The organism is Colwellia asteriadis (assembly GCF_039523295.1).
Lineage (GTDB): Bacteria > Pseudomonadota > Gammaproteobacteria > Enterobacterales > Alteromonadaceae > Colwellia > Colwellia asteriadis.
Genome location: NZ_BAAAFA010000009.1, coordinates 192350 through 211437 on the forward strand (window position 1 = coordinate 192350; position 19088 = coordinate 211437).

At 38.3% G+C, this 19088-nt stretch carries 15 protein-coding genes; 7 read left to right on the top strand and 8 right to left on the bottom strand.

Annotated features, from left to right (window positions below; all coding sequences use genetic code 11):
* Positions 1–118: 118 nt before the first annotated feature.
* The 5 genes from ABD005_RS13895 to ABD005_RS13915 all read right to left on the bottom strand — a co-directional run bounded on the left by ABD005_RS13895 (position 119) and on the right by ABD005_RS13915 (position 4731).
* Complete coding sequence (locus ABD005_RS13895; protein WP_343818144.1) at positions 119–901, bottom strand: LytR/AlgR family response regulator transcription factor; 783 nt, start codon at positions 899–901, stop codon at positions 119–121.
* Positions 894–1982, bottom strand: coding sequence for a sensor histidine kinase (locus ABD005_RS13900; protein ID WP_343818146.1), 1089 nt, complete (start codon positions 1980–1982; stop codon positions 894–896). Before ABD005_RS13900 ends, ABD005_RS13895 begins: the two co-directional genes overlap by 8 nt.
* 187 nt (positions 1983–2169) lie before the next feature.
* Complete coding sequence (locus ABD005_RS13905) at positions 2170–2955, bottom strand: CPBP family intramembrane glutamic endopeptidase (protein WP_343818148.1); 786 nt, start codon at positions 2953–2955, stop codon at positions 2170–2172.
* Between the two features lie 124 nt (positions 2956–3079).
* A complete protein-coding gene (locus tag ABD005_RS13910; RefSeq protein ID WP_343818150.1) occupies positions 3080–3292 on the bottom strand; it encodes a hypothetical protein in 213 nt (70 codons plus the stop codon).
* Positions 3293–3708: 416 nt separating this feature from the next.
* On the bottom strand, positions 3709–4731 hold the full coding sequence (locus ABD005_RS13915; RefSeq protein WP_343818152.1) for a sensor histidine kinase: 1023 nt from the start codon (positions 4729–4731) through the stop codon (positions 3709–3711).
* Between the two features lie 272 nt (positions 4732–5003).
* Between ABD005_RS13915 and ABD005_RS13920 the strand changes: the two genes are divergently transcribed.
* The 3 genes from ABD005_RS13920 to ABD005_RS13930 are packed head-to-tail and all read left to right on the top strand — an operon-like array spanning position 5004 to position 8494.
* Positions 5004–6785: a nitrilase-related carbon-nitrogen hydrolase gene (locus ABD005_RS13920; RefSeq protein WP_343818154.1), complete on the top strand. Its 1782-nt coding sequence runs from the start codon at positions 5004–5006 to the stop codon at positions 6783–6785.
* A gap of 46 nt (positions 6786–6831) precedes the next feature.
* Entirely contained in the window at positions 6832–7563 is a 732-nt protein-coding gene (locus ABD005_RS13925) for an alpha/beta fold hydrolase (RefSeq protein WP_343818156.1), read from the top strand.
* 52 nt (positions 7564–7615) lie between these two features.
* A complete protein-coding gene (locus tag ABD005_RS13930; RefSeq protein ID WP_343818158.1) occupies positions 7616–8494 on the top strand; it encodes an alpha/beta hydrolase in 879 nt (292 codons plus the stop codon).
* Positions 8495–8653: 159 nt separating this feature from the next.
* On the opposite strand, the gene ABD005_RS13935 is transcribed toward ABD005_RS13930, so the two are convergent.
* Positions 8654–9751, bottom strand: coding sequence for a hypothetical protein (locus tag ABD005_RS13935; protein WP_343818160.1), 1098 nt, complete (start codon positions 9749–9751; stop codon positions 8654–8656).
* A gap of 283 nt (positions 9752–10034) precedes the next feature.
* Here ABD005_RS13935 and ABD005_RS13940 point away from each other — a divergent pair, with 283 nt between their 5' ends.
* Positions 10035–10373: a DUF6172 family protein gene (locus ABD005_RS13940; protein WP_215979369.1), complete on the top strand. Its 339-nt coding sequence runs from the start codon at positions 10035–10037 to the stop codon at positions 10371–10373.
* A gap of 188 nt (positions 10374–10561) precedes the next feature.
* Here the strand turns inward: ABD005_RS13940 and ABD005_RS13945 are convergent, their stop codons facing one another.
* Together ABD005_RS13945 and ABD005_RS13950 are read right to left on the bottom strand one after the other, a co-directional pair.
* Positions 10562–12226, bottom strand: a complete 1665-nt coding sequence (locus tag ABD005_RS13945; protein WP_343818163.1) for a PH domain-containing protein — start codon at positions 12224–12226, stop codon at positions 10562–10564.
* Positions 12219–12761, bottom strand: coding sequence for a PH domain-containing protein (locus ABD005_RS13950; protein WP_343818165.1), 543 nt, complete (start codon positions 12759–12761; stop codon positions 12219–12221). Before ABD005_RS13950 ends, ABD005_RS13945 begins: the two co-directional genes overlap by 8 nt.
* Positions 12762–13174: 413 nt before the next feature.
* On the opposite strand from ABD005_RS13950, the gene ABD005_RS13955 reads away from it, so the two are divergent.
* From ABD005_RS13955 to ABD005_RS13965, 3 genes are all read left to right on the top strand, one after another.
* On the top strand, positions 13175–15697 hold the full coding sequence (locus ABD005_RS13955) for a TonB-dependent receptor (RefSeq protein WP_425544905.1): 2523 nt from the start codon (positions 13175–13177) through the stop codon (positions 15695–15697).
* 137 nt (positions 15698–15834) lie between these two features.
* Complete coding sequence (locus ABD005_RS13960) at positions 15835–18276, top strand: glycoside hydrolase family 20 protein (protein ID WP_343818167.1); 2442 nt, start codon at positions 15835–15837, stop codon at positions 18274–18276.
* 234 nt (positions 18277–18510) lie between these two features.
* Positions 18511–19071: an RNA polymerase sigma factor gene (locus ABD005_RS13965; protein ID WP_343818168.1), complete on the top strand. Its 561-nt coding sequence runs from the start codon at positions 18511–18513 to the stop codon at positions 19069–19071.
* Positions 19072–19088: the final 17 nt, after the last annotated feature.

Sequence of the window (19088 nt, forward strand, 5' to 3'; positions counted from 1 at the left end):
AGTTGGTAGTAACGTGCTTGTAGTGATGTGTGGGTTAGGTTAGCTGAGTTACTCATTCAACTAACCCAACTCACTCAGTTTGCTCAATGAGCTTAAGTTAACTTCACGTAACCTCAGGCTATGTCGGAAAGCCGAGTTGCGTTTTAAGCTTACTTGCCTGACGGCGTGATATTTCTACGTCAACATTATTTTTTAGCTGTGCTAATAAGCCATAATTAATGGTTTGCTCTAGTTTTTCAATAGCGTCGAGTCGTAATATATCGACACGGCTGGCGCGAAAGTAGGTGTTATCATCTAACTTTGCTTCAATTTTATTTAATGAGCTATGTATATATGCTTTACCTTGTGAAGTATATATAGCGGCATGATTGCCAATACTTTCAAAGCGAAAAATATCTCCCAGTCGAATGATTTTCATATGATCGCCAAACTTAACCATTAACTTAAAGTCGTCAGCTAACGTTGGCTCTGGTGGTAGTGACTCTTCCTCATCTACAGCGTTTTTATTCACTGTCTCTTGCTTGAGTTTATGGGCTTTTTCTTTGTGCGCAGTAAACTTAACAATAGTGTCGGCTAAACGCTCAGGCACTACCGGTTTCACTAAGTAATCAATCGCGTTAAGTGCAAAAGCGTCAACGGCAAATTCATCATAAGCGGTACAGAATACAATGGGGTATTTGCCCTGTAGCTTTTCAGCTAAAGTTAAGCCAGTACCGCCAGGCATTTCAATGTCTAAAAAAACAATATCAGGTTGATGTATTTCTATCGCATCAAAGCCTTGTTCAATGTTTTCTGCTTGTGCAACAACATGAATATGCGGGTGTTTTTTTAATAAGCGTAGTAGCTCTTGTCGTGCCATGCGTTCATCGTCAATGATGATGGCATTTAATTGATTATCCATTTTTAACTGGCTCGTATGGTAAAGTCATAGTGACATGAAAAATATTATTATCGGTGGTTTGTTTTAAGCTGCCTTGCCCTGAAAAAATAAGGCCAATACGTTGAGTTAGGTTTTTCAAACCTACTTTTGTACCTGACTTTATTAAATCACTTTGGTATGGGTTTATGACATCAATAATGAGCTGCTCTGCTTTAACTTGGCTCTTAAGTGTTAAAGTGCCGCCGTCTTTCAAATTAGCAACGCCATGTTTAATCGCATTTTCAACGAGGGTCAGTAACCCCATGGTTGGAATTTTAGCAAGCAAGCTTTCATCAGAATTGTTAAGTTCAATACGTAACCGCTCGCCTAAACGAATGTCTTCAATAGCTAAATAATGCTGACATACGGCTAGCTCTTTACCTAAGCTAGTATGGGCTTTGGTGTCGGTTGATAAGTTATAACGAAACAAGGTTGATAGTTGGGTAACTAGCTCGGCGGCTTTGTCTTCATCTTCAAAAATCATACCGCGAATAGTATTGAGCGAGTTAAATAAAAAGTGTGGATTAATTTGATTCATCAAACTGGCTAATTGTTGATTTTTAAGTTGTTCAGCCAACTTTCTCCGGTCGCGAATAGAAGTAATAGTGAGGTAGATTAAACTCCATAACATGAAGAAAAGAATATTGAATAAAACTAAGCTCGCTAACTCAACGAGTAAACCATGTTGATAAATAAAAAAATCAGGCGTGTGGGTTTGTAGTAGTAAAGATAAACACTTATCCACTGTGGTCGCAATAACTGCACACTGTAAAATTACCTTGAAGTAGGCGATAAATGTCGTTGATGGACTGTGTTTATGGTAAGAGCGCAGTAAGTAATGGCTTAGTAATACAGTCACGGAATAAGACAAGAAAGATCTTATTATCTCTTTAGCTATAGGCAACGGCATTACTTCATCAGCATGCCCAGGCATAGAGAGCACCCCTATCGCAGTAAAAACCATAATGATGGCAAAACCGATTAGCTGACAAAGGTAATAGGCGAGGTTATTTTTTATTGACTCAGACATTTTATCCGCTTGGTAATGTTTGCCTTTATTCATGATAAAGGTTGATTGATTATCATGACCAACTTAAGTCAACGCTATTACGTCTTTTTTAAGCTAAGTCTGTGCTTGTAACTATTTACAAGGACTTAGCCAACCAGTATATCGTTCTAAGTTGGCTAAGTTAAGTTTAGATTAACAGTAACTTAATATAATTTAACACAGGTTGTTAAAGGTTTGCTCCTTAGCCTAAGGTCAAATACAAATCTATAGAAGACACTAAATTATTCACTAGGTGTAAGTAAATTGGCAAGTAAATACCGCCACTACGCTGACGTGCTATCCCTAAAATAACGGCAAGTGAAAATAACATTACGAGTACCGATAGTTCATATTGGCCGCCATGAAGTAAGGTAAATAAAATACTGGTGATGATAATACTTCCAATAACACCTAAACGAGAGTGCTTTAAGCCTTTAAACATAAAGCCACGAAATACTACTTCTTCAAAAACTGGCGCAGCGATGACAACAACAATAAAAAGTAAAATAAGGTAATCAGTGCTTTGATAGATATCGACCATGCTTTGCGGCATCTCGATGGCGAAAAACTCGCTTGCGACATAAGTTAAGGCGAAATAGGCGAATAAAACTAAGGTAAAGTTGATGAACATTTTTTTACTCGGTAGCTTATCAAAACCAAGGTAAGCCGATGCAGTAGTTAGTTTTCGTTTGCCTGCAAAGTAAAAAATGAAAGGGGATAAAGCTAGTGCTGTTAAGAGATAATTTATGGCCAAGCAGTCACCATCCATCATCAATGCATCGGAAGAGGGGGGATTTGCAGTTTCAAAAAGAGAGACAGCTCCTAGCATTAAAGCGCTTAATAGGCAGTATAAAATGAAAAGTAAAAAGCTAAGACCTAATGTGGCACTAGCGCTCCATGGTTTATTAGGTTGAGCCTGAGTGATGTTAACGTCAGTTGCGTTAGCGCTACTTGCTGCTAAATTACTTGGGTCTGTATTTGCTGACATATGATTTCCTTACTATTTATTTTTTATTTTTAATTTTTTACTTTTAAGTTAATTTTTTTTGATGTTAGTTTGAACTGCTACAGCGCCGTGACAATAAGCACAACGAGGATAATAATTAGTGGCATTAGCCCTCCTCCTGAATTAGGTGAGCGCTTTCTACCTTAGCGCATGTTATGTGATGATTATTATTTACTATTACCGATGCTTTTCGCTCAGCAGAGCTATCGCAAGCGGTTGCGGTAGTTGCTTCAAGATGTGCACTTTTGTAGCCATCGAAGATACAAGCGAGCATCATGATCACGCCGACAATCAGATCTGATAACGTTATTATTTTCATTTGACTTCCCTGTTAATTGTTAATCGTAAGTCAAGCACTTGCTTGGCAGGTCTCTATTTGATGGAGCTATAATATCGAGATTAAAATTGATAACGTCGGGAAAATGATAAACGGTTATAAAAAGTGATGAGTGGTTAGGGAAGATAATTTAACCTGAGCTTACTTTATCAGTGGCGTTATCAGTTGTGTTATCAGATATGTTTGTTAACTAATGACGCTTAATGCAAGAAAGTGTCTTAATAACTTAAAACGAGTTCAGTAAGCTATTGTTTAGTAAACTAGTTCAGTAAGCTATGGTCAGTAATTGCTAGCAGCTAGTTTTAGCTGAAACAGATACAAGAGGTAATATTATGTGAAGTGCAGCTCAGCCTTTAACTTAGTGCGAGTTGCGAAAATAGTGCGCGTTGCCGAAAATATCAAACAGGCTCATAAGGAAGGGTTAGATTTACCGTATAGTTTGCCTCATCAGTATTGTTAGTTAACATGCCTTCTGTGCCAAATATAAGACTAATACGTTGCTGTAAATTTTTTATCCCCACTTGCGTACCTGATTTTACTAGCTGTTTTTTAAAAGGATTACTTACTTGCACTAACAACTTATTATCTTCAACGCGGCTATTAACCACTAAAGTTCCTCCTTGTTGTAAGTTTGAAATGCCATGTTTTATTGCATTTTCCACTAAGGTTAGTAAGCCCATCGTTGGGATTTTAGCGTTTTTACTTTCAGGAGATATATCAAACGCAAGTGTTAAGCGATCGCCTAAACGAATATCTTCAATGGCTAAGTAATGCTGACATACTTCAAGCTCACCAGCTAAACTGGTATGGGCTTTGGTGTCGTTTGATAAGTTATAGCGAAACAAAGTAGAGAGCTTAGTGACTAGCTCGGCGGACTTTTCTTTATCTTCATAAATCATACCGCGAATAGTATTGAGTGAGTTAAATAAAAAGTGTGGGTTAATTTGATTCATTAAGCTGGCGAGCTCATGATCTTTTAATTGTTGTTTAATTCTAGCTCGATCAATAATCGAGCCAATGCCTAAATATAATAGGCTCCAAAGCGTAAAAAATAAGCCGTTAACAATGAAACTCTTCGAAAGGCTACTAAAAGCAAGGTAAGCTTTTTCACCGTCACCAAATGCCAAACCAAATATCGTATGTGCAATCATGCCAACGGTAGCAGCGCATAGAACCGCAGCACCATAGACTTTAAAAGTAGAAGCTTTGGTCGTTAAGTGTTTTTTAATATAAGCACGAACGAAAAAATGTGAAATTAAGAAGGACAGCGTGACAAGTTTAATAAAGGTTAGCAGCTCATCTATTAAATCAATCGCTTTCCCTTCTTCAATGTGGCTGGAGATACCCGCCCAAGCAATGAATGAGAAGAAAAGTAAGGTGCCGATCACTTGGCAGAGATAATAACCTATCTTAGAGTTCATTGGTCTTGTTGCCTTACGTTATGGTGATGTGTTGTTAACACTATGTAAAAATTATTCTGATGCTAACATAGGATAATCACTTGATGATAGTGCTATAAGCGAGCAAAAATACGCTATCGCTAATCTTAAGAAATGCTAAACTATTGTCCGTTTTATCATGTTGTCTTAATCTTTGGTTTTATTTGGGGCTTTAGCGCTTGATATTTATTCTCAAAGTTAGCTTTTTATTTAAAAAGTGATCGTATTAAGCAGTAACCAATGGAAATATCCCTATGCGCGTAGCGGTTTGTCAGTTTGCCAGCACAGACAGTGTTGAAAACAATTTAAGTACGTCAATTCGAATGATTAACGAAGCAGCCGCTGGTAAAGCCGATGTGATCGTATTACCTGAATATTGTAATGCGCCCTGTTGGTATCAAGATCATAACCAAGCATGGCAATCAGCGCTATCGCTTGAGGGGAGCTTTTTACAAACCATTGCGGAACAAGCTAAACAGCACCATTGTTATATTACCCTTGGTGTTACGTTACGACGAGATGATATACGTGAACATCAAAACGGTGATGTAAAGTCAAATATTAGTGTTAGCTCATGTTTGTTTGCTCCCTCCGGCGCGTTAATAGCACACAATGATAAGCAAACCTTAATTGGCTGTGAGCATGATTTTTTTGTTTGTACTAGCGCTAAATCAACCATTACGGATACCGAACTTGGCAATATAGGGTTACTGGTTGGTAACGACAGCTTAGGTTTTGAACAAGCCCGTGCAATGACCTTAGCTGGCGCGCAACTTTTGTGTCATTCAACCAGTACTTTTGCAGTAGATCAAAGTAGTTTACATAGCCCTGCACGTGCCAGTGAAAATAAAGTATTTATTGCTTCAGCCAATAAAGTGGGAATGCTCATTGAACCTGCGCATCGCGATGCTTTTCTCGCGCAATATACACTACCCGAAAGTTATTTAGTGGCTGTAGGACAAAGTCAAATACTCTCACCAACGGGGGCGGTATTAGCGCAAATGTCAGCTAATGAAGAAGGGGTTATTTGGGCAGATATTAACTTAGCTGATGCCAATATTAAAAAGCGCCCAGACGGTAGCGATATTTTGAAACAGCGCCGACCTGAGCTTTATCAAACCTTGTTAGGCTCAAACAATAACAGCAAAAATACTCATGCTGAGCGAGTTGCCCCTAATACTGTTAACACCGCCATTTTTGCCACTTACACTAACCATGAGCAAGCACTTGAAGATGTTTGTTTTTATATTGAAAATAACCTCAGCGATATTATTCAGTTACCAGAGTTATTCTTTTTAGCCGATAAAAGTGTTTGTGAGAATAGCGAACAACGCAGCGCGTTAGAAAGCTTTAGTAAAACCGTGGAGCGACAAATATCTCAAGTATTAAGACCTTTTCAATATGTCTGTACCAGCTTAGTTATTGACGGTAAACATCAAGCGGTGTTAATTAGTGAGCAAGGTATTATCGCTATGCAGCAGCAACTGCACTTTTGTCAGCGTTACCAATGGACCGAGTTAGGTAATCACCTAAATATTATTGAAGTACCGTTAGAGCAAGGCTGTATCACAATTGCGATGTTAACCGCTGATGATGCCAACATTGCCGAAATTGTCAAAATAGCAGCAATAAAAGGTATTCATGTATTGCTAGTACCTTTTGATGTTCAAGAAGCAAGTGAAGTGCAATATCAATTATTAGCGCGGGCGGCTGAAAATAGAATTTGTTTACTCGGCGCAACACGTGAAAAAAGCCTTACTAATAACGCAACCGCGGCTTCCTTAATTTTTGAGGCGAATAGAGCCCAAAAGCAGGGCAATCACAAGCAAGTCAAAGCACATAAATCAACGGGTTTTATTGCTAATTTGAGCGCAGATTTCACCTTGTTTACTCAGTGGCAAGGAAGAAAGCCCAGCGGCAGTATTAATCAGCCTATTGTAAAGCCTCAGTTTGGTAAAATTACTAAAGCCTTAGTGCAACCCAATACCTCAACCAATAAACTATTGGCTGTTAATTGCTCTGTTTTAACGGTATAACGATGATATAGCTGTCATTATTTATAGCGAACAAGGAAGCAACACCATGAAAAATAAAGTGTACTTACTACCGGGCACTATGTGTAACGAGCTTTTATGGTCGAAGCTATTACCTGAGCTTACTTGTGCTGTAAGTGATGTTGAGTTTGTACACTTAGCTATTCCAGCTAATAAAAGCTTTGCGCAATTGGCACAGTGGTTAGCAAACACCTTACCGTTAACACCTGTTGCGCTGATGGGGTTTTCATTAGGCGGTTATATTGCCAGTTATTTTAATTGCTGTTTTCCTGAACGAGTGGCTCAGCTTTTTGTTATTGCCAATAGCCCATGTGCGTTAAATCAAGCAGAGTTAAGTCAGCGAGAAACCATATTATCAGCGGTTAAGCGTTATGGTTATCAAGGAATTAACCAGCAGCGCATTAATCAGTTTTTAGGTGTTGAAATGAGTAATCAAAAAACTGAAAAAAACACGACTGAACTAGCTAGGTTAATTCAACAAATGGATAGAGAGTTAGGTGAAGCGGAGTTTTCAAGTCAAATTGAACATACGTCATTGCGTGATGACTTACAAAGTACTTTGGCAAAGCTGAGTAACGCCATAACTTTTTACTATGCAGAGCAAGATACTATGGTCAATACTCTATGGCTTGAAGCACTAGTTAACAAAGCTAACAATAATAATATCACCTTGATTAAAACCCAAGGTAGCGCTCATATGTTACCACTAACTGAGCCAAAAGCATTGGCACAGCAGTTGTTGCTTTGGTTAGAGCGGTAAAAATCATCAAAAGCATTAAAATCACCAAAACCACTAAAAAAGGCCCGTAACATTGAAATTATTTCATGTAAGTTGTTCATCTTTAAAGACGTTAATTTTTGTTTTTTTATCCATCTTAATCAACGTTGTTTTTTCTTCTGCTTCAATGGCAACCCAAGCCTTCAAAATCCCGCGCAGTGTGGTGGTTGATGTAAAAGACTCAACCAGCGAGGCGGTTTATCCGTTGTTTATTAAGTTACCTAAAAATTATCAGCACTCTGCGGATAAAACCTATCCAGTTATTTACTTAACCGATGCTTGGTATAGCTTTCAAATAGTGTCTGGGGCAACTCGTTATCCTATGAACTCAGGAGCAATGGAGCAGGCGATTATTGTTGGTATTTCTTATGCGAAGGGGTCGAAAGGTGATAGCAGTAGAGTGTTAGATTATACGCCAACGGTTAATAGCGCATGGAAGAAAAAAACCGGTGGTGCTGCTAAATACATGGTATTTCTTGAGCGCGATGTGATTAGTTATATTGAAAAAAATTACCGAGCAAAGCCAAATGATCGAGCATTTGTTGGTAATTCGCTAGGCGGGCTATTAGGTACTTATATTTTGCTGACTAAGCCAGAGTTATTTAACCACTATATTTTAGGCAGTCCGTCATACTGGTTTGATGAACATATGATTTTTAAGCTGGAAACCGCGTTTCAACGTAGTAAAAAAGTGATTGAGGCTAATGTTTTTATTGCGATTGGCGAGCGTGAAACTATTGGTCTTGATAGTAATTACGATATGGTGGGCGATTCTGAAAAATTTTATCAGCAAGTACTGGCATGGCAGCAACCAAAATTAAATGCCAAGTTATTGATTATTAAAGAAGCTAATCATCAAACGGCTTTTCCAACCACGGTTATTCAAGGCTTACATTGGTTATACGGATTATAAGTTAACAACCGTGATAAAAATAAAACAGCTTGCATAATATTACGCTGTCGTAGGTATTTTAATTGTTCTATCAGGCTACACTATAATAAAGAAGCCACTGTAACTGAGCTTAGTTAGAGTGGCTAAATAGCATTTGCATACTAACGAATTATATAGAGTTTATTGACATGGACTCGCAAAAATAAAAACTTGATTTCTATTTCCTGCTCTTGTATGTACGGTTCTAGTACAAAACCCGCCAGAAGCACCACCTCCGCCTCCAGGTGTCCCACCAGGCTGGCCTGATGAAGGGTTATTGTATTCTATTTTTACTGCAATGGACTCGATATAGTCTAATAAGCAATTAGTGACCCCTGTATGTGATAAGTCTAGTGAGCCACCACTTTCTGGAAATAACGTTTTTAAGCGAATTCCATCAATACTGCTGGAACCGCGTAACAGTTTGAAGCTTAAGTTTAGGTTTCGAACCCCATCAAGGTAATAATCACCATGGTAGGTTACTTCAAAATTTAATAGGTTGTGTCTACTACCATATAACATCGTAGCAAAAACACCTGTTGTATTTTTTGTAAATTTTACATCAATACCAAATGTTCCTCTACCAATTGTTAACCCTAGCCCTGATATAGTTGTATCTTGCCAAGATTCAGTCCAGTCAGCGTTGCCAATTTTATTAGCTATTTCAGCGTTAAGCCGCTCTTCAACTTTGTGCTCTCCTCTTGGGGTAAAGTAATTTGTAGGGTGTGAGCGACAGCTATCACTAGATGCTGTTTCATTACTTAAATTAAAAAAATGGTTGTCAGATGTTGCCGAAGCTTGGTTACTTAAAGTACTAATCGACAAACTAGCATTTACGCCAACATCGACCATAGTATTAGCGGCTTTTCTATACTGAGCATCAATCTTATAAAATGCATCAATGAGTTCTTGTTCATCTGCCGATATTGTTAAGGGGTGAACTGTTATGACTTTATTGTATCCATTGGTATCACTATCGACTTGATATTTATAAGCTTGTTTAGTTAATGGATTAGCAATAAAAAGTATTTTATTGGTGGCGTAACAAACCTCATCACCAATCTCGGTTATCTCGCCTGGTTTAGTATTGCTATGGCACTGTAAAGGTGGCGCTAGCTCTTTTGCTAAAGAGACACTTTTGGCGCTATTACAGCTATCACATGAGTACAGCGGGAGGTTCTTTGCAAGTGTTTGTGTAGATAGTAGTATGAATGTAGTAAATAGTATTTTCTTTATCATGGTTCATTCCTTGTTAGATAAAAGCTTATTCCTATAAGCAATTCATAATATAATTGAGTACAAGTACAAGTACAAGTACAAGTACAAGTACAAGTATTTGGCATTAAAATCATTAAATAAATATAACGTTAAATCAAATGATATTACTCTGTCGCTACTTAGTAAAATTTAACGTAAAATAGCGCTATTATTTTATTACCGTTAAGCTGTACTTAACGGATATTTACACTTTATTGGGCTAATTTTAACGTATTGCTCAGTATGACTTGCTTTGAAGGGCATTATGAAAAAAACATTTGAATTAACTCATCCAAAAATTAAAATTGAAAGACGTGTTGATGCTGTTAAACATGAAGTAAAAAAATACTTAAAAAGAGAGCGCAAAAAAACGTTACCTGAAGGTGCTGACTTTTGGGACTTTGATTGTAAGTTTGGTAATACCCAAGCTGAAGCGAAAACAGTACATTTATCACAAATAAATAAGTTAATTGATCAAACGCAAGTTGAAAAATTAACGTCGTTTTATATTGAAGTTATCGCTAAAGCGGCCAACAAGCCTGTACGTGCATTGTCAGATGATGACTTTGACTTAGATGATGAAGACTTTGATAGCGAAGATTAATCGTTAATATTAGTTGTTAATTTAACTAGTTAATTTAAATAGTTAATTTAAATAGTTAATATAAGAAGTTAAGACAAAAAATTAAGATAAAAAGTTAATACAAGCGCTTCACGTTAATCGCGCTAGCTAACTTTTCGAGTAAAAAACCGACGCTATGCGTCGGTTTTTTTGTGCCTATGCTTTAATCATTACATCCATGACTTATCGCTCGACTCTACTTGTATTAAGGTTTTATTGAGTAATTGATAAGCAGCGTTTTGCGATAGGTAAGGGATAGTTATTACGCCAGCAGCGAGAATAAACCTTGTAGTAGCGAGTTGGCTTTTTTCCATCATAATACTTTGCTTAAGGGTGGTTTGTTGTACTTTGTAAATAGGAAAACAATAGTAATCTACACCTACATAACCTTTACGCACATAAATAAAGTGTTCGTCACTTGCATAGCCCCAGCGATACCAGCGCATTACAATAAGAAAACCGATAAAAACAAATGGAACAATTAGGCTTGCGGCAAGCTCATATTGCGCCGTATACAATAAGGTACTTTGACAAAAAGCAAATAGTGGCAATAGCATATACGCCAAGTAACGAACTAAAAAGTGTTTGCTAATCGCGGTAAAGTTTACCGTTGAGAGATTGTTTTCGGGGTACACTTCATTAATTAATTGCAGACTTTGCTCAGGGGTAATTGATGGCACCATAATTTTATTATTAAGTGCCTGAGTGCTGGCGCCGTAAAGCTTAGCACCACTTTGTTCAAATTTTAGGTTAATGCGCTTGAGTACCATATCAAGCCAGTCTTGCTTTTGTATAATCATTTGCAAACGAGACAAGCGCATAGTGACTTCGTGTTTGGTAAACAGTCCGCTACGGCGAATATATTTATCGCCTACTTTAGATAAGGTGTAGCCATAGAAGGTCATTACCGAGCCCAAAATAGAAAATAGTGTTAAGGCGAACATCATTAAAAAGGTAATCGTTAGAGCATATAAACCAACTTCTAGCCATGAATGAGTGTTCAAATCAAAAGCGGCCGCTAAATTAATGCCGTAATTACTGAGTTTTTCATTGATAAAGGCATAAGCATTATCAAAAAAAGGAGCACTTGCGCCTAAAAAAATCCAAATACGGTTGCTGGTAACTCCATGAATAATTAAATCTTTTACTGAACGTGTATTTAGCAAGGTTTCTTGTTGGGCACTAGTTAAGTTAGTGTCATGAGTACTTAGGGTACTTGCTAAAGGTTTTTTATCATCAGAACAGTCTTCATTATTATGTTTTTCATGTTGAGCTAAAATTTCTTTCTTTAAAGCTTCTGCAAAGGCTAATGGCAACGCTGCAATTTTTACTTCTTGCTTACTTGAGCCCGCAGTATCAAGCTGTAGACAAGCATAGCCGGTTAAGCGGTAATAAATAGGCTGCTCTAACTTAACATTTTGAATGCGTGAAAAAGGTAAATTAGTGTGTGATTTTTTAAAAACACCGGCACGAATCTCAATGGTATTTTTAGATAAGCGGTATTGAAAATAATAAAACTTAAGCACAGCAGAAATGGCTAATACCGTTAATAAGGTGATAACAATAGGCAACCACAGTGTTGGGTTTTCAGTAATTTGCTTGTAACCAATAATCAAGGCTGGCGCAATATAAATAAGCTGCCCGAATAATCCTTGGATAAAACTCATAGCAAAAAACAAAATAGCAATGGGCGATAAGCGTTGCCACTGTTTTGTTTGTGCTTGATTATTCTGGTGGCTACCGGTTAAGTGGCTACTCTCATGAGCATTAACTTCACTAGTAGTTTCTTCATGAGTATTTGCGACATCATTGCCTGAGAGTTTGGTATTAGGCATGCTCAATAGAACCTTTGTGACGTAAAATGAATTCACGTAGCTTTTGTGCCTGTGCTAAAGGTAACCCAGGGATTTGAAAGGTTTCTAATGCACCACCTGCGCTAAATACTTGGATAGTAGCTAAACCTACTTTGCGCTCAATTGGCCCTCGTTTTAATTCTATGTGCTGAATGCGTACTATCGGTTGAGTTACTGTTTTTTTAAATACGAGTCCTGCGCTATAGCTTAAATCATGTTCCCGTAAAGCGTAGCTTTTCAGAGGATCGGCTAATCGTCGATAAACTATCATGATGAAGCCCAAGGCCGCTATTAACCAAATGGCAAAGCCGAGTAAGTTGGTAATATGCGCTGGTATTTCTAAAAATGGCTGATACTTAACAGCTAACACCACCAATATCGCTAATATTGTACTCACCAAAATAACGACCATATTGGTTTTAGCATAACGACTCGATAATGGCTGTTTGGGTAGTAACTCAAGATCAGGCAAGGTTTGTGAGTCAATCGATTGATTGCTAAATGTTGAAGAATGCATGCAAATTGTCTTTTCAGTGAAATATTAATGAATTAGTACTATATCAATGCGTTAGTTCAAGAGTTAGTGTTTTATCTCACTAATTACTTCATTTAAGTCACTTCATTTAAATCACTTTAGTGACTCTCTCTAATTCTAAAAATATTAATTTAAATTAAGTGTTTGTTTTTTTTCGCTTTGTTAATTCAGCTTGAAAAATAATTGAAAAGCAATTCCCAAAATACCACTGCTGTTCGTTTCTATATTACGTAAGGTTTATAAAAGTGCGCTAGGGCATAAGCCATATCGTCAAGACCTTATAAAAACACCTAAAACAATAATTAAGTAATGGGCAATTGCGTGCTTACCAAGATAGTGCGATTAAAGCCCATTCAATGAAAGTACGCTCTATCAAGAGTGTTATGAGGGACATGATGAGTATTCAAAAACACCAAATAAAAAAGTCTGCACTGTATTGCGCTGTAATGACCGCATTATTTATTGCACCACACTCTTTTGCTGAACAAGCCGAGGATAAACCGTCACAGAAAAAAGAGTCGTTAGTCGATTTAGAACGTATTGTGGTGACTGGTAGTGCGGGGCGAGGTCAAACTATTTTAGAGTCGTCAGTTTCTGTTACCTCACTTAATGCCGAGCAAATGGCACGTGAAATGCCTTTAGGGACTGCTGACTTATTAGAGTCTGTGCCCGGTTTTTGGGTTGAGGACTCAGGCGGAGAAACTAATAACAATGTTGCTCCACGTGGTTTACGTGGCGGTGAAGGCTTTCGTTATATTGGCGTTGAAGAAGACGGTTTACCGGTGGTTTATGATGGTGTTTGGGTTGATTTTTACCAACGACAAGATGTTACCATTGACCGTATGGAAGCAGTACGAGGCGGCACCAGTGGTTTATTAACAACCAATGGCCCAGCAGCATTAGTTAACTTTATTACGCGTAAACCCACTGATGAAGCCGAGGGAACGGTAAAACTTTCTTATGCCGATTATGGCATGATGCGCTTTGATGGTTTTTATGGTGCGCCAATTAGTGAAAACTGGAAAATGTCGTTAGGTGGCTTTTATCGTCAATCAGACGGGGTTCGTGATACGGAGTTTACCGCGGATAATGGCGGTCAAATTCGTGCGAATTTAGTACGCGACTTTGATGATGGTCAATTAACCATATCAGCTAAATATCTTGATGACCATACTACTTTTTATGTTCCTATTCCGTTGCAGAATCAAAGCGACCCACAAGGTATTCCTGGGGTTGATCCTCAATCGGGGACTTTGTTGGGCAAAGATCAACAAAAGCTCGGTTACTTAAAACAAGATGGTAGTTATTTAACCCGTGATTTAGAAGATGGTCAGCACACTAAAATGAGCAGTGTTGGCTTTGATTTTGATTGGGATTTATCTGATTACTGGTTCATGAATGCAAAAGCGCGTTATTCAAAATTTGAAAACGACATGTATATTTTATTAAATTTTGACAACTCGACGCTCGTTGATGCGAATACTCGCCTACAAGCCGATGATGTTCACACTATGCTGGCGCATTTTGCCGATCAAGGTGCGGTCAATGCCGCTTATCGATTTGTTAACTCAGGAGAGTTATTACAAAATCCAAGTACCTTAAATGGTAATGGTTTAGTGACCACAAGCTACCCACTTTATTCTCGTTATGAAGCTGAGCAATTGGTGAGTAAATTAAGCTTTACCTACGAAAATGAGCAACACAGCTTAACCTTTGGCTGGCTATACGCTGGTGTAGATGCTGATGACTTACCCGTTGATAAATGGGAATCACAGTATTTAACCGAAGTAAGAGATAATGCTCGCCGTTTAGATATTGTTGCTTTAAATAGTCAAAATGAAGTCGTTGGGCAATTAACAGACCAAGGCTCAACGGGTTATGCGCCAGGTTGGGGGCAAGCAACAGCCTACGGTACAACAAGCTCACATTCATTATTTATCAATGAAGAGTTTCAAGCGACTGATAATTTGCGACTTGATGGTGGTATACGTATTGAAAGGCTAACGCTAGATAGTACCGCATCGGGAACATTATTTGCGCAAGAAGTTGATGGCGCTTTTGATGCCAATGGCAATGATACCGATAACATCATGGCCAATAACTATACCGATATGCCATCAGATGTTTTTTACAATAAAAAAACAGATGTTACCGAAACGGCATGGACTATAGGTTTTAATTATACCTTCAATGAAGATATTGCGATGTTTGGTCGTTATGCGGACGCATTTGAAATGCCACGTTTATTAAGCCATGGTCAAGGTATTCATTCAGGAGCAGATGCCGACTTTAATGACACCGTACACTTAACGTTTGGTGAAATAGGTGTACGTTACTCAGGTGATACTTTAGGAACATCTGTAACGCTATTTAATACTAACTTTGAAGACTTAACTGAGCGTAACTTTACTGGCAGTAATGGTGAAGTGTCTAACCAAACGGTTGATGCCATTACAACGGGTGTAGAGTTTGAAGCGATTTGGCAGCCGACTGATGATTTATCATTTGAGCTGACTGGTGTGCTACAAAACCCTGAAATGGAAGGCTTTGATGGCGACTTTAGTCACTGGGAAGGTAATCAAGTTAAGCGTACCCCTAAAGTACAACTACGTTTAACCCCTACCTACCATTTTGATAACGGTAATGTTTACTTAACCGTTCATCATTTAGGTGAACGTTTCTCTGACGGGCAAAATGAGTTTGAATTACCCGCTTATACTACGATTGACGCTGGGGTTATTTATCAGTTTACAGAAGGGCTAAGCTTGCACCTTAAAGGCACTAATTTATCAAATGAAATAGGCTTAACAGAAGGTAACCCAAGAGCGATAAACGACCAACAGGCAGGTTTTGATTATTACTATGCTCGCCCAATACTAGGGCGTACGTTTAATGCTTCACTAACCTTTGATTTTTAAATAATTTAGAGCCACCCGAACACACGTTTATGGCATTGTGAAGTATTAACGCGCGTTATGTTAATGCTTCACCCTTTATTTGCCCCCGCACTCTCCCTAAATCATGTGCGGGTTTTTTATTTTTAAGGATAGCGAGAGTGAAGATTTTACCAACAATTAATTGTTTAACTCACCTAGTATTAGCGGTTTCTATATCTTTAGGAGTGACCTTTCCTAGTGCCGCCAAACAAGCGAGTGAAGTATTCCAACAGGAGTTACCACAACACCAGCAACAACGGTTGTTTCCTCAACCACAAACCGTTATTTGGCGCGAACAGCATTTCAAATTTAACCAAAATACTCGCTTCACTTATAACAGTGAAGAAGCTAGCACCGTAGCGCATTATTTTAGTGACTTTATTCAACCTGCTACTGGGTACGTACCCGAGCTTATCGACATAAGTGCTCAAAAAAATACTAATGAAGTAAGAGACAATAACGGAGATAACAGTAATGTTATTGAATTCTCTCTTATAAAATCAAGAGATAAAACCGAGAGTTATTACCTTAAAGTCACCGACAAAAAAATATTTTTGCGTGCTAATAGTGAGGTTGGACTATTTTATGGCGTGCAAACATTAAGACAGTTACTGCCCGCAGAAATAGAAACGAGAATGCCGATTAATAAAAGCCATTGGCTAATTAACGGCGTAGAAATTAATGATTCACCGCGCTTTAATCACCGGGGGATGCATTTAGATGTAAGTCGCCACTTTTTTAATGTTGGGTTTGTAAAACGCTATATTGATTGGTTGGCCTTTCATAAGATGAATGTTTTTCAATGGCATTTAACCGATGATCAGGGCTGGCGCATTGAAATTAACAGCATGCCTGAGTTAACTCGTACAGGGGCATATCGAAAGCAAACCGTCGTTGGGCATACCTACGATTATCAATCGTTATTTGACAATAAAGCGCACAGTGGCTTTTATACACAAGCGCAAATTAAAGATGTAGTGGCTTACGCTAAAGCTCGCCATGTAGAAGTTATTCCAGAAATTGATGTACCAGGGCATACCTCAGCATTACTGGCGGCTTATCCACAATATTCATGCCATCAACAAGCGGTTCAAGTGGTAGAGCGTTTCGGTATTTTTGAAAATGTACTTTGCCCAACAGAAGCAACATTTGCCATGCTGACTAAAATTTATCAAGAAGTGGCGGCGTTGTTCCCCTCTAAATACATTCATATTGGTGGCGATGAGGTGATTAAAAAGCAGTGGCTTGAAAGTTACTTTGTTCAACAGTTAATGCAAGAGCAAAATTTAAATAGCCCAGAAGAAGTGCAAAGTTATTTTATTAAACGGGTCAGCGCTATTATTAGCCAGCTTAATAAAACCTTAATTGGCTGGGATGAAATTATGGAAGGAGGTATTGCTAAGGATGCGGTAATTATGTCGTGGCGCGGTACGCAAGGTGGTATTAGTGCCAGTAAAAAAGATCACGATGCCATTATGAGCCCTTATCAGTTTACCTATTTAGATGCTTATCAATCTCGTTCTGTTGACGAGCCTAAAGCGATTCACGGCTTTTTACCATTGAAAATGGTTTACGACTATGAGCCTGTACCTGCGGATTTACCCAAAGACAGCGCTAAGCATATTTTAGGTGTACAAGGAGCTTTATGGACTGAGTATGTAAAAACCGCGCGTCATGCTGAATATATGCTTTTTCCTCGTTTAAGTGCACTAGCTGAGGTGATGTGGAGTAAGCCCGAGCAGAAAAACTGGCAACGTTATAGCGGCGGCATTAAAGCGCTGCTAACACGTTACCAATATATGGGATTGAACCCAAGCTATAGCGCCTTTAATGCCACAGCCACAGCGAATATTATTAAGCAAGGTGCGCAGTCCAGTAACGCTGCTTTATTGAGCGTAAGCATGCAAAGTGAGATAAGCTCGCAACATATATTTTATCGTACTTATCTCCCCATTTTTGCTGAGCAGTTTTCTGAAAAAGCTTCAGAACAGCCATTAACGCAATGGCAACCATACCAAAAGGCAATAACAGTGAATATGCCAACAACCTATCAAGTTGTTACTCAAGCACCACAAGGTGGTCAGTATTTTGGTAATACTCAACTTACGGTAGCTCCCCATAAAGCGTTAGGGAAAAAAATTAGTTTTGTGCATGAACCGCGTTCTGGGCGTGAGCGAATTCTCGATGGCGTAATGGCCTACGATCAATATTATAATGTTGAAGACTTTGCCGTTTTTTATGATGAAGACTTAGATGCCACGATAGATTTTGTTGAAGAGACTAAAATTAGCCAAGTCGTTATGGGAGTTGATACTGGTAAACATAGACAGCTTCATCCGCCGAAACGTGTTGAAATTTTTGGCTCAAATGATGCCCAGCAGTGGCAGTCACTGGCATTATTGACCGAAGCTGACGCCGCCTTAAATCATCCTGTACTTAATATGAAATTTAGGCCAGTAAATTATCGTTATTTACGCGTTGTTGCGCAAAACCGTAAAAACTCTGCTGATCCACAAATACCTGAATTACCTTTATATATTGATGAAATAGTCGTTTATTAACTGGTATATTTAATACTCTAGCTTGTACGATGCGAAACCCTTTTTTCGCATCGTACAAGGTTAAAGCTTAGGTTAATTGTTAGCTGCACGGTATAAGAGCATAGTGCAAGGTGTATCTAAAAACATGCGCTTAAAAATTTAAGTTACTTTAAAATTCCCAAAGTAGCCGTCTCAATCGTTATATAAGTAAGAGGCTTGAAAACAAGGTAGGTTTAATGAGTTACATTAGGGATTATGATGAATGAAGCAATGAAAAGCTTTGACGAACTGTCGTTTGATACGCTCTCAAGTAGCGAGCAACGCGTTGCTGAGGTTAAAGCGCTATATCAAAATCACCACCAAAATTTAATGCAAAGAGTGATGGCTAAAGGACTCGGTAAGCGTGAGGCTGAAGAAGTTGTTCAAGAAGCATTTGTTCGTCTATTAGGGCTCGATAATAAAGACATTAGCAATTACATTCAGGCATATTTATATCGCATAGCTTTTAATTTAGCGATTGATAAGATGCGCCATAATGCCCGTAGCCCAGAAGATGAAGGCATTGAGCAAGAGCTGTTTTATAACGATGTTACCTCGCCTGAGCGAAAAAATGAGTCGTTACAGCTATTAGAAAAAATGACATTGTCGATAAAATCACTGCCGTTAAAATGTCGACAAGCCTTTATCTTATATAAAATTAAAGGTTTAAGTTATACCGAAATTGCTACCCAGATGAATATATCTGAAAGTATGGTAAGAAAATATGTGCTACGTGCGGTACGACATTGTTTTGATGAACTTCAATCTGACTTGTAATTTAATGGACAAAAAAG

What these genes read in the sequence shown, in the direction of transcription:
- ABD005_RS13915 (WP_343818152.1), bottom strand. Translation starts at nt 4,731, where the DNA reads ATGAACTCTAAGATAGGTTATTATCTCTGCCAAGTGATCGGCACCTTA.
- ABD005_RS13895 (WP_343818144.1), bottom strand. Translation starts at nt 901, where the DNA reads ATGGATAATCAATTAAATGCCATCATCATTGACGATGAACGCATGGCA.
- ABD005_RS13945 (WP_343818163.1), bottom strand. Translation starts at nt 12,226, where the DNA reads ATGCCTAATACCAAACTCTCAGGCAATGATGTCGCAAATACTCATGAA.
- ABD005_RS13950 (WP_343818165.1), bottom strand. Translation starts at nt 12,761, where the DNA reads ATGCATTCTTCAACATTTAGCAATCAATCGATTGACTCACAAACCTTG.
- ABD005_RS13925 (WP_343818156.1), top strand. Translation starts at nt 6,832, where the DNA reads ATGAAAAATAAAGTGTACTTACTACCGGGCACTATGTGTAACGAGCTT.
- ABD005_RS13920 (WP_343818154.1), top strand. Translation starts at nt 5,004, where the DNA reads ATGCGCGTAGCGGTTTGTCAGTTTGCCAGCACAGACAGTGTTGAAAAC.
- ABD005_RS13905 (WP_343818148.1), bottom strand. Translation starts at nt 2,955, where the DNA reads ATGTCAGCAAATACAGACCCAAGTAATTTAGCAGCAAGTAGCGCTAAC.
- ABD005_RS13900 (WP_343818146.1), bottom strand. Translation starts at nt 1,982, where the DNA reads ATGAATAAAGGCAAACATTACCAAGCGGATAAAATGTCTGAGTCAATA.
- ABD005_RS13940 (WP_215979369.1), top strand. Translation starts at nt 10,035, where the DNA reads ATGAAAAAAACATTTGAATTAACTCATCCAAAAATTAAAATTGAAAGA.
- ABD005_RS13965 (WP_343818168.1), top strand. Translation starts at nt 18,511, where the DNA reads ATGATGAATGAAGCAATGAAAAGCTTTGACGAACTGTCGTTTGATACG.
- ABD005_RS13910 (WP_343818150.1), bottom strand. Translation starts at nt 3,292, where the DNA reads ATGAAAATAATAACGTTATCAGATCTGATTGTCGGCGTGATCATGATG.
- ABD005_RS13955 (WP_425544905.1), top strand. Translation starts at nt 13,175, where the DNA reads ATGAGTATTCAAAAACACCAAATAAAAAAGTCTGCACTGTATTGCGCT.
- ABD005_RS13935 (WP_343818160.1), bottom strand. Translation starts at nt 9,751, where the DNA reads ATGATAAAGAAAATACTATTTACTACATTCATACTACTATCTACACAA.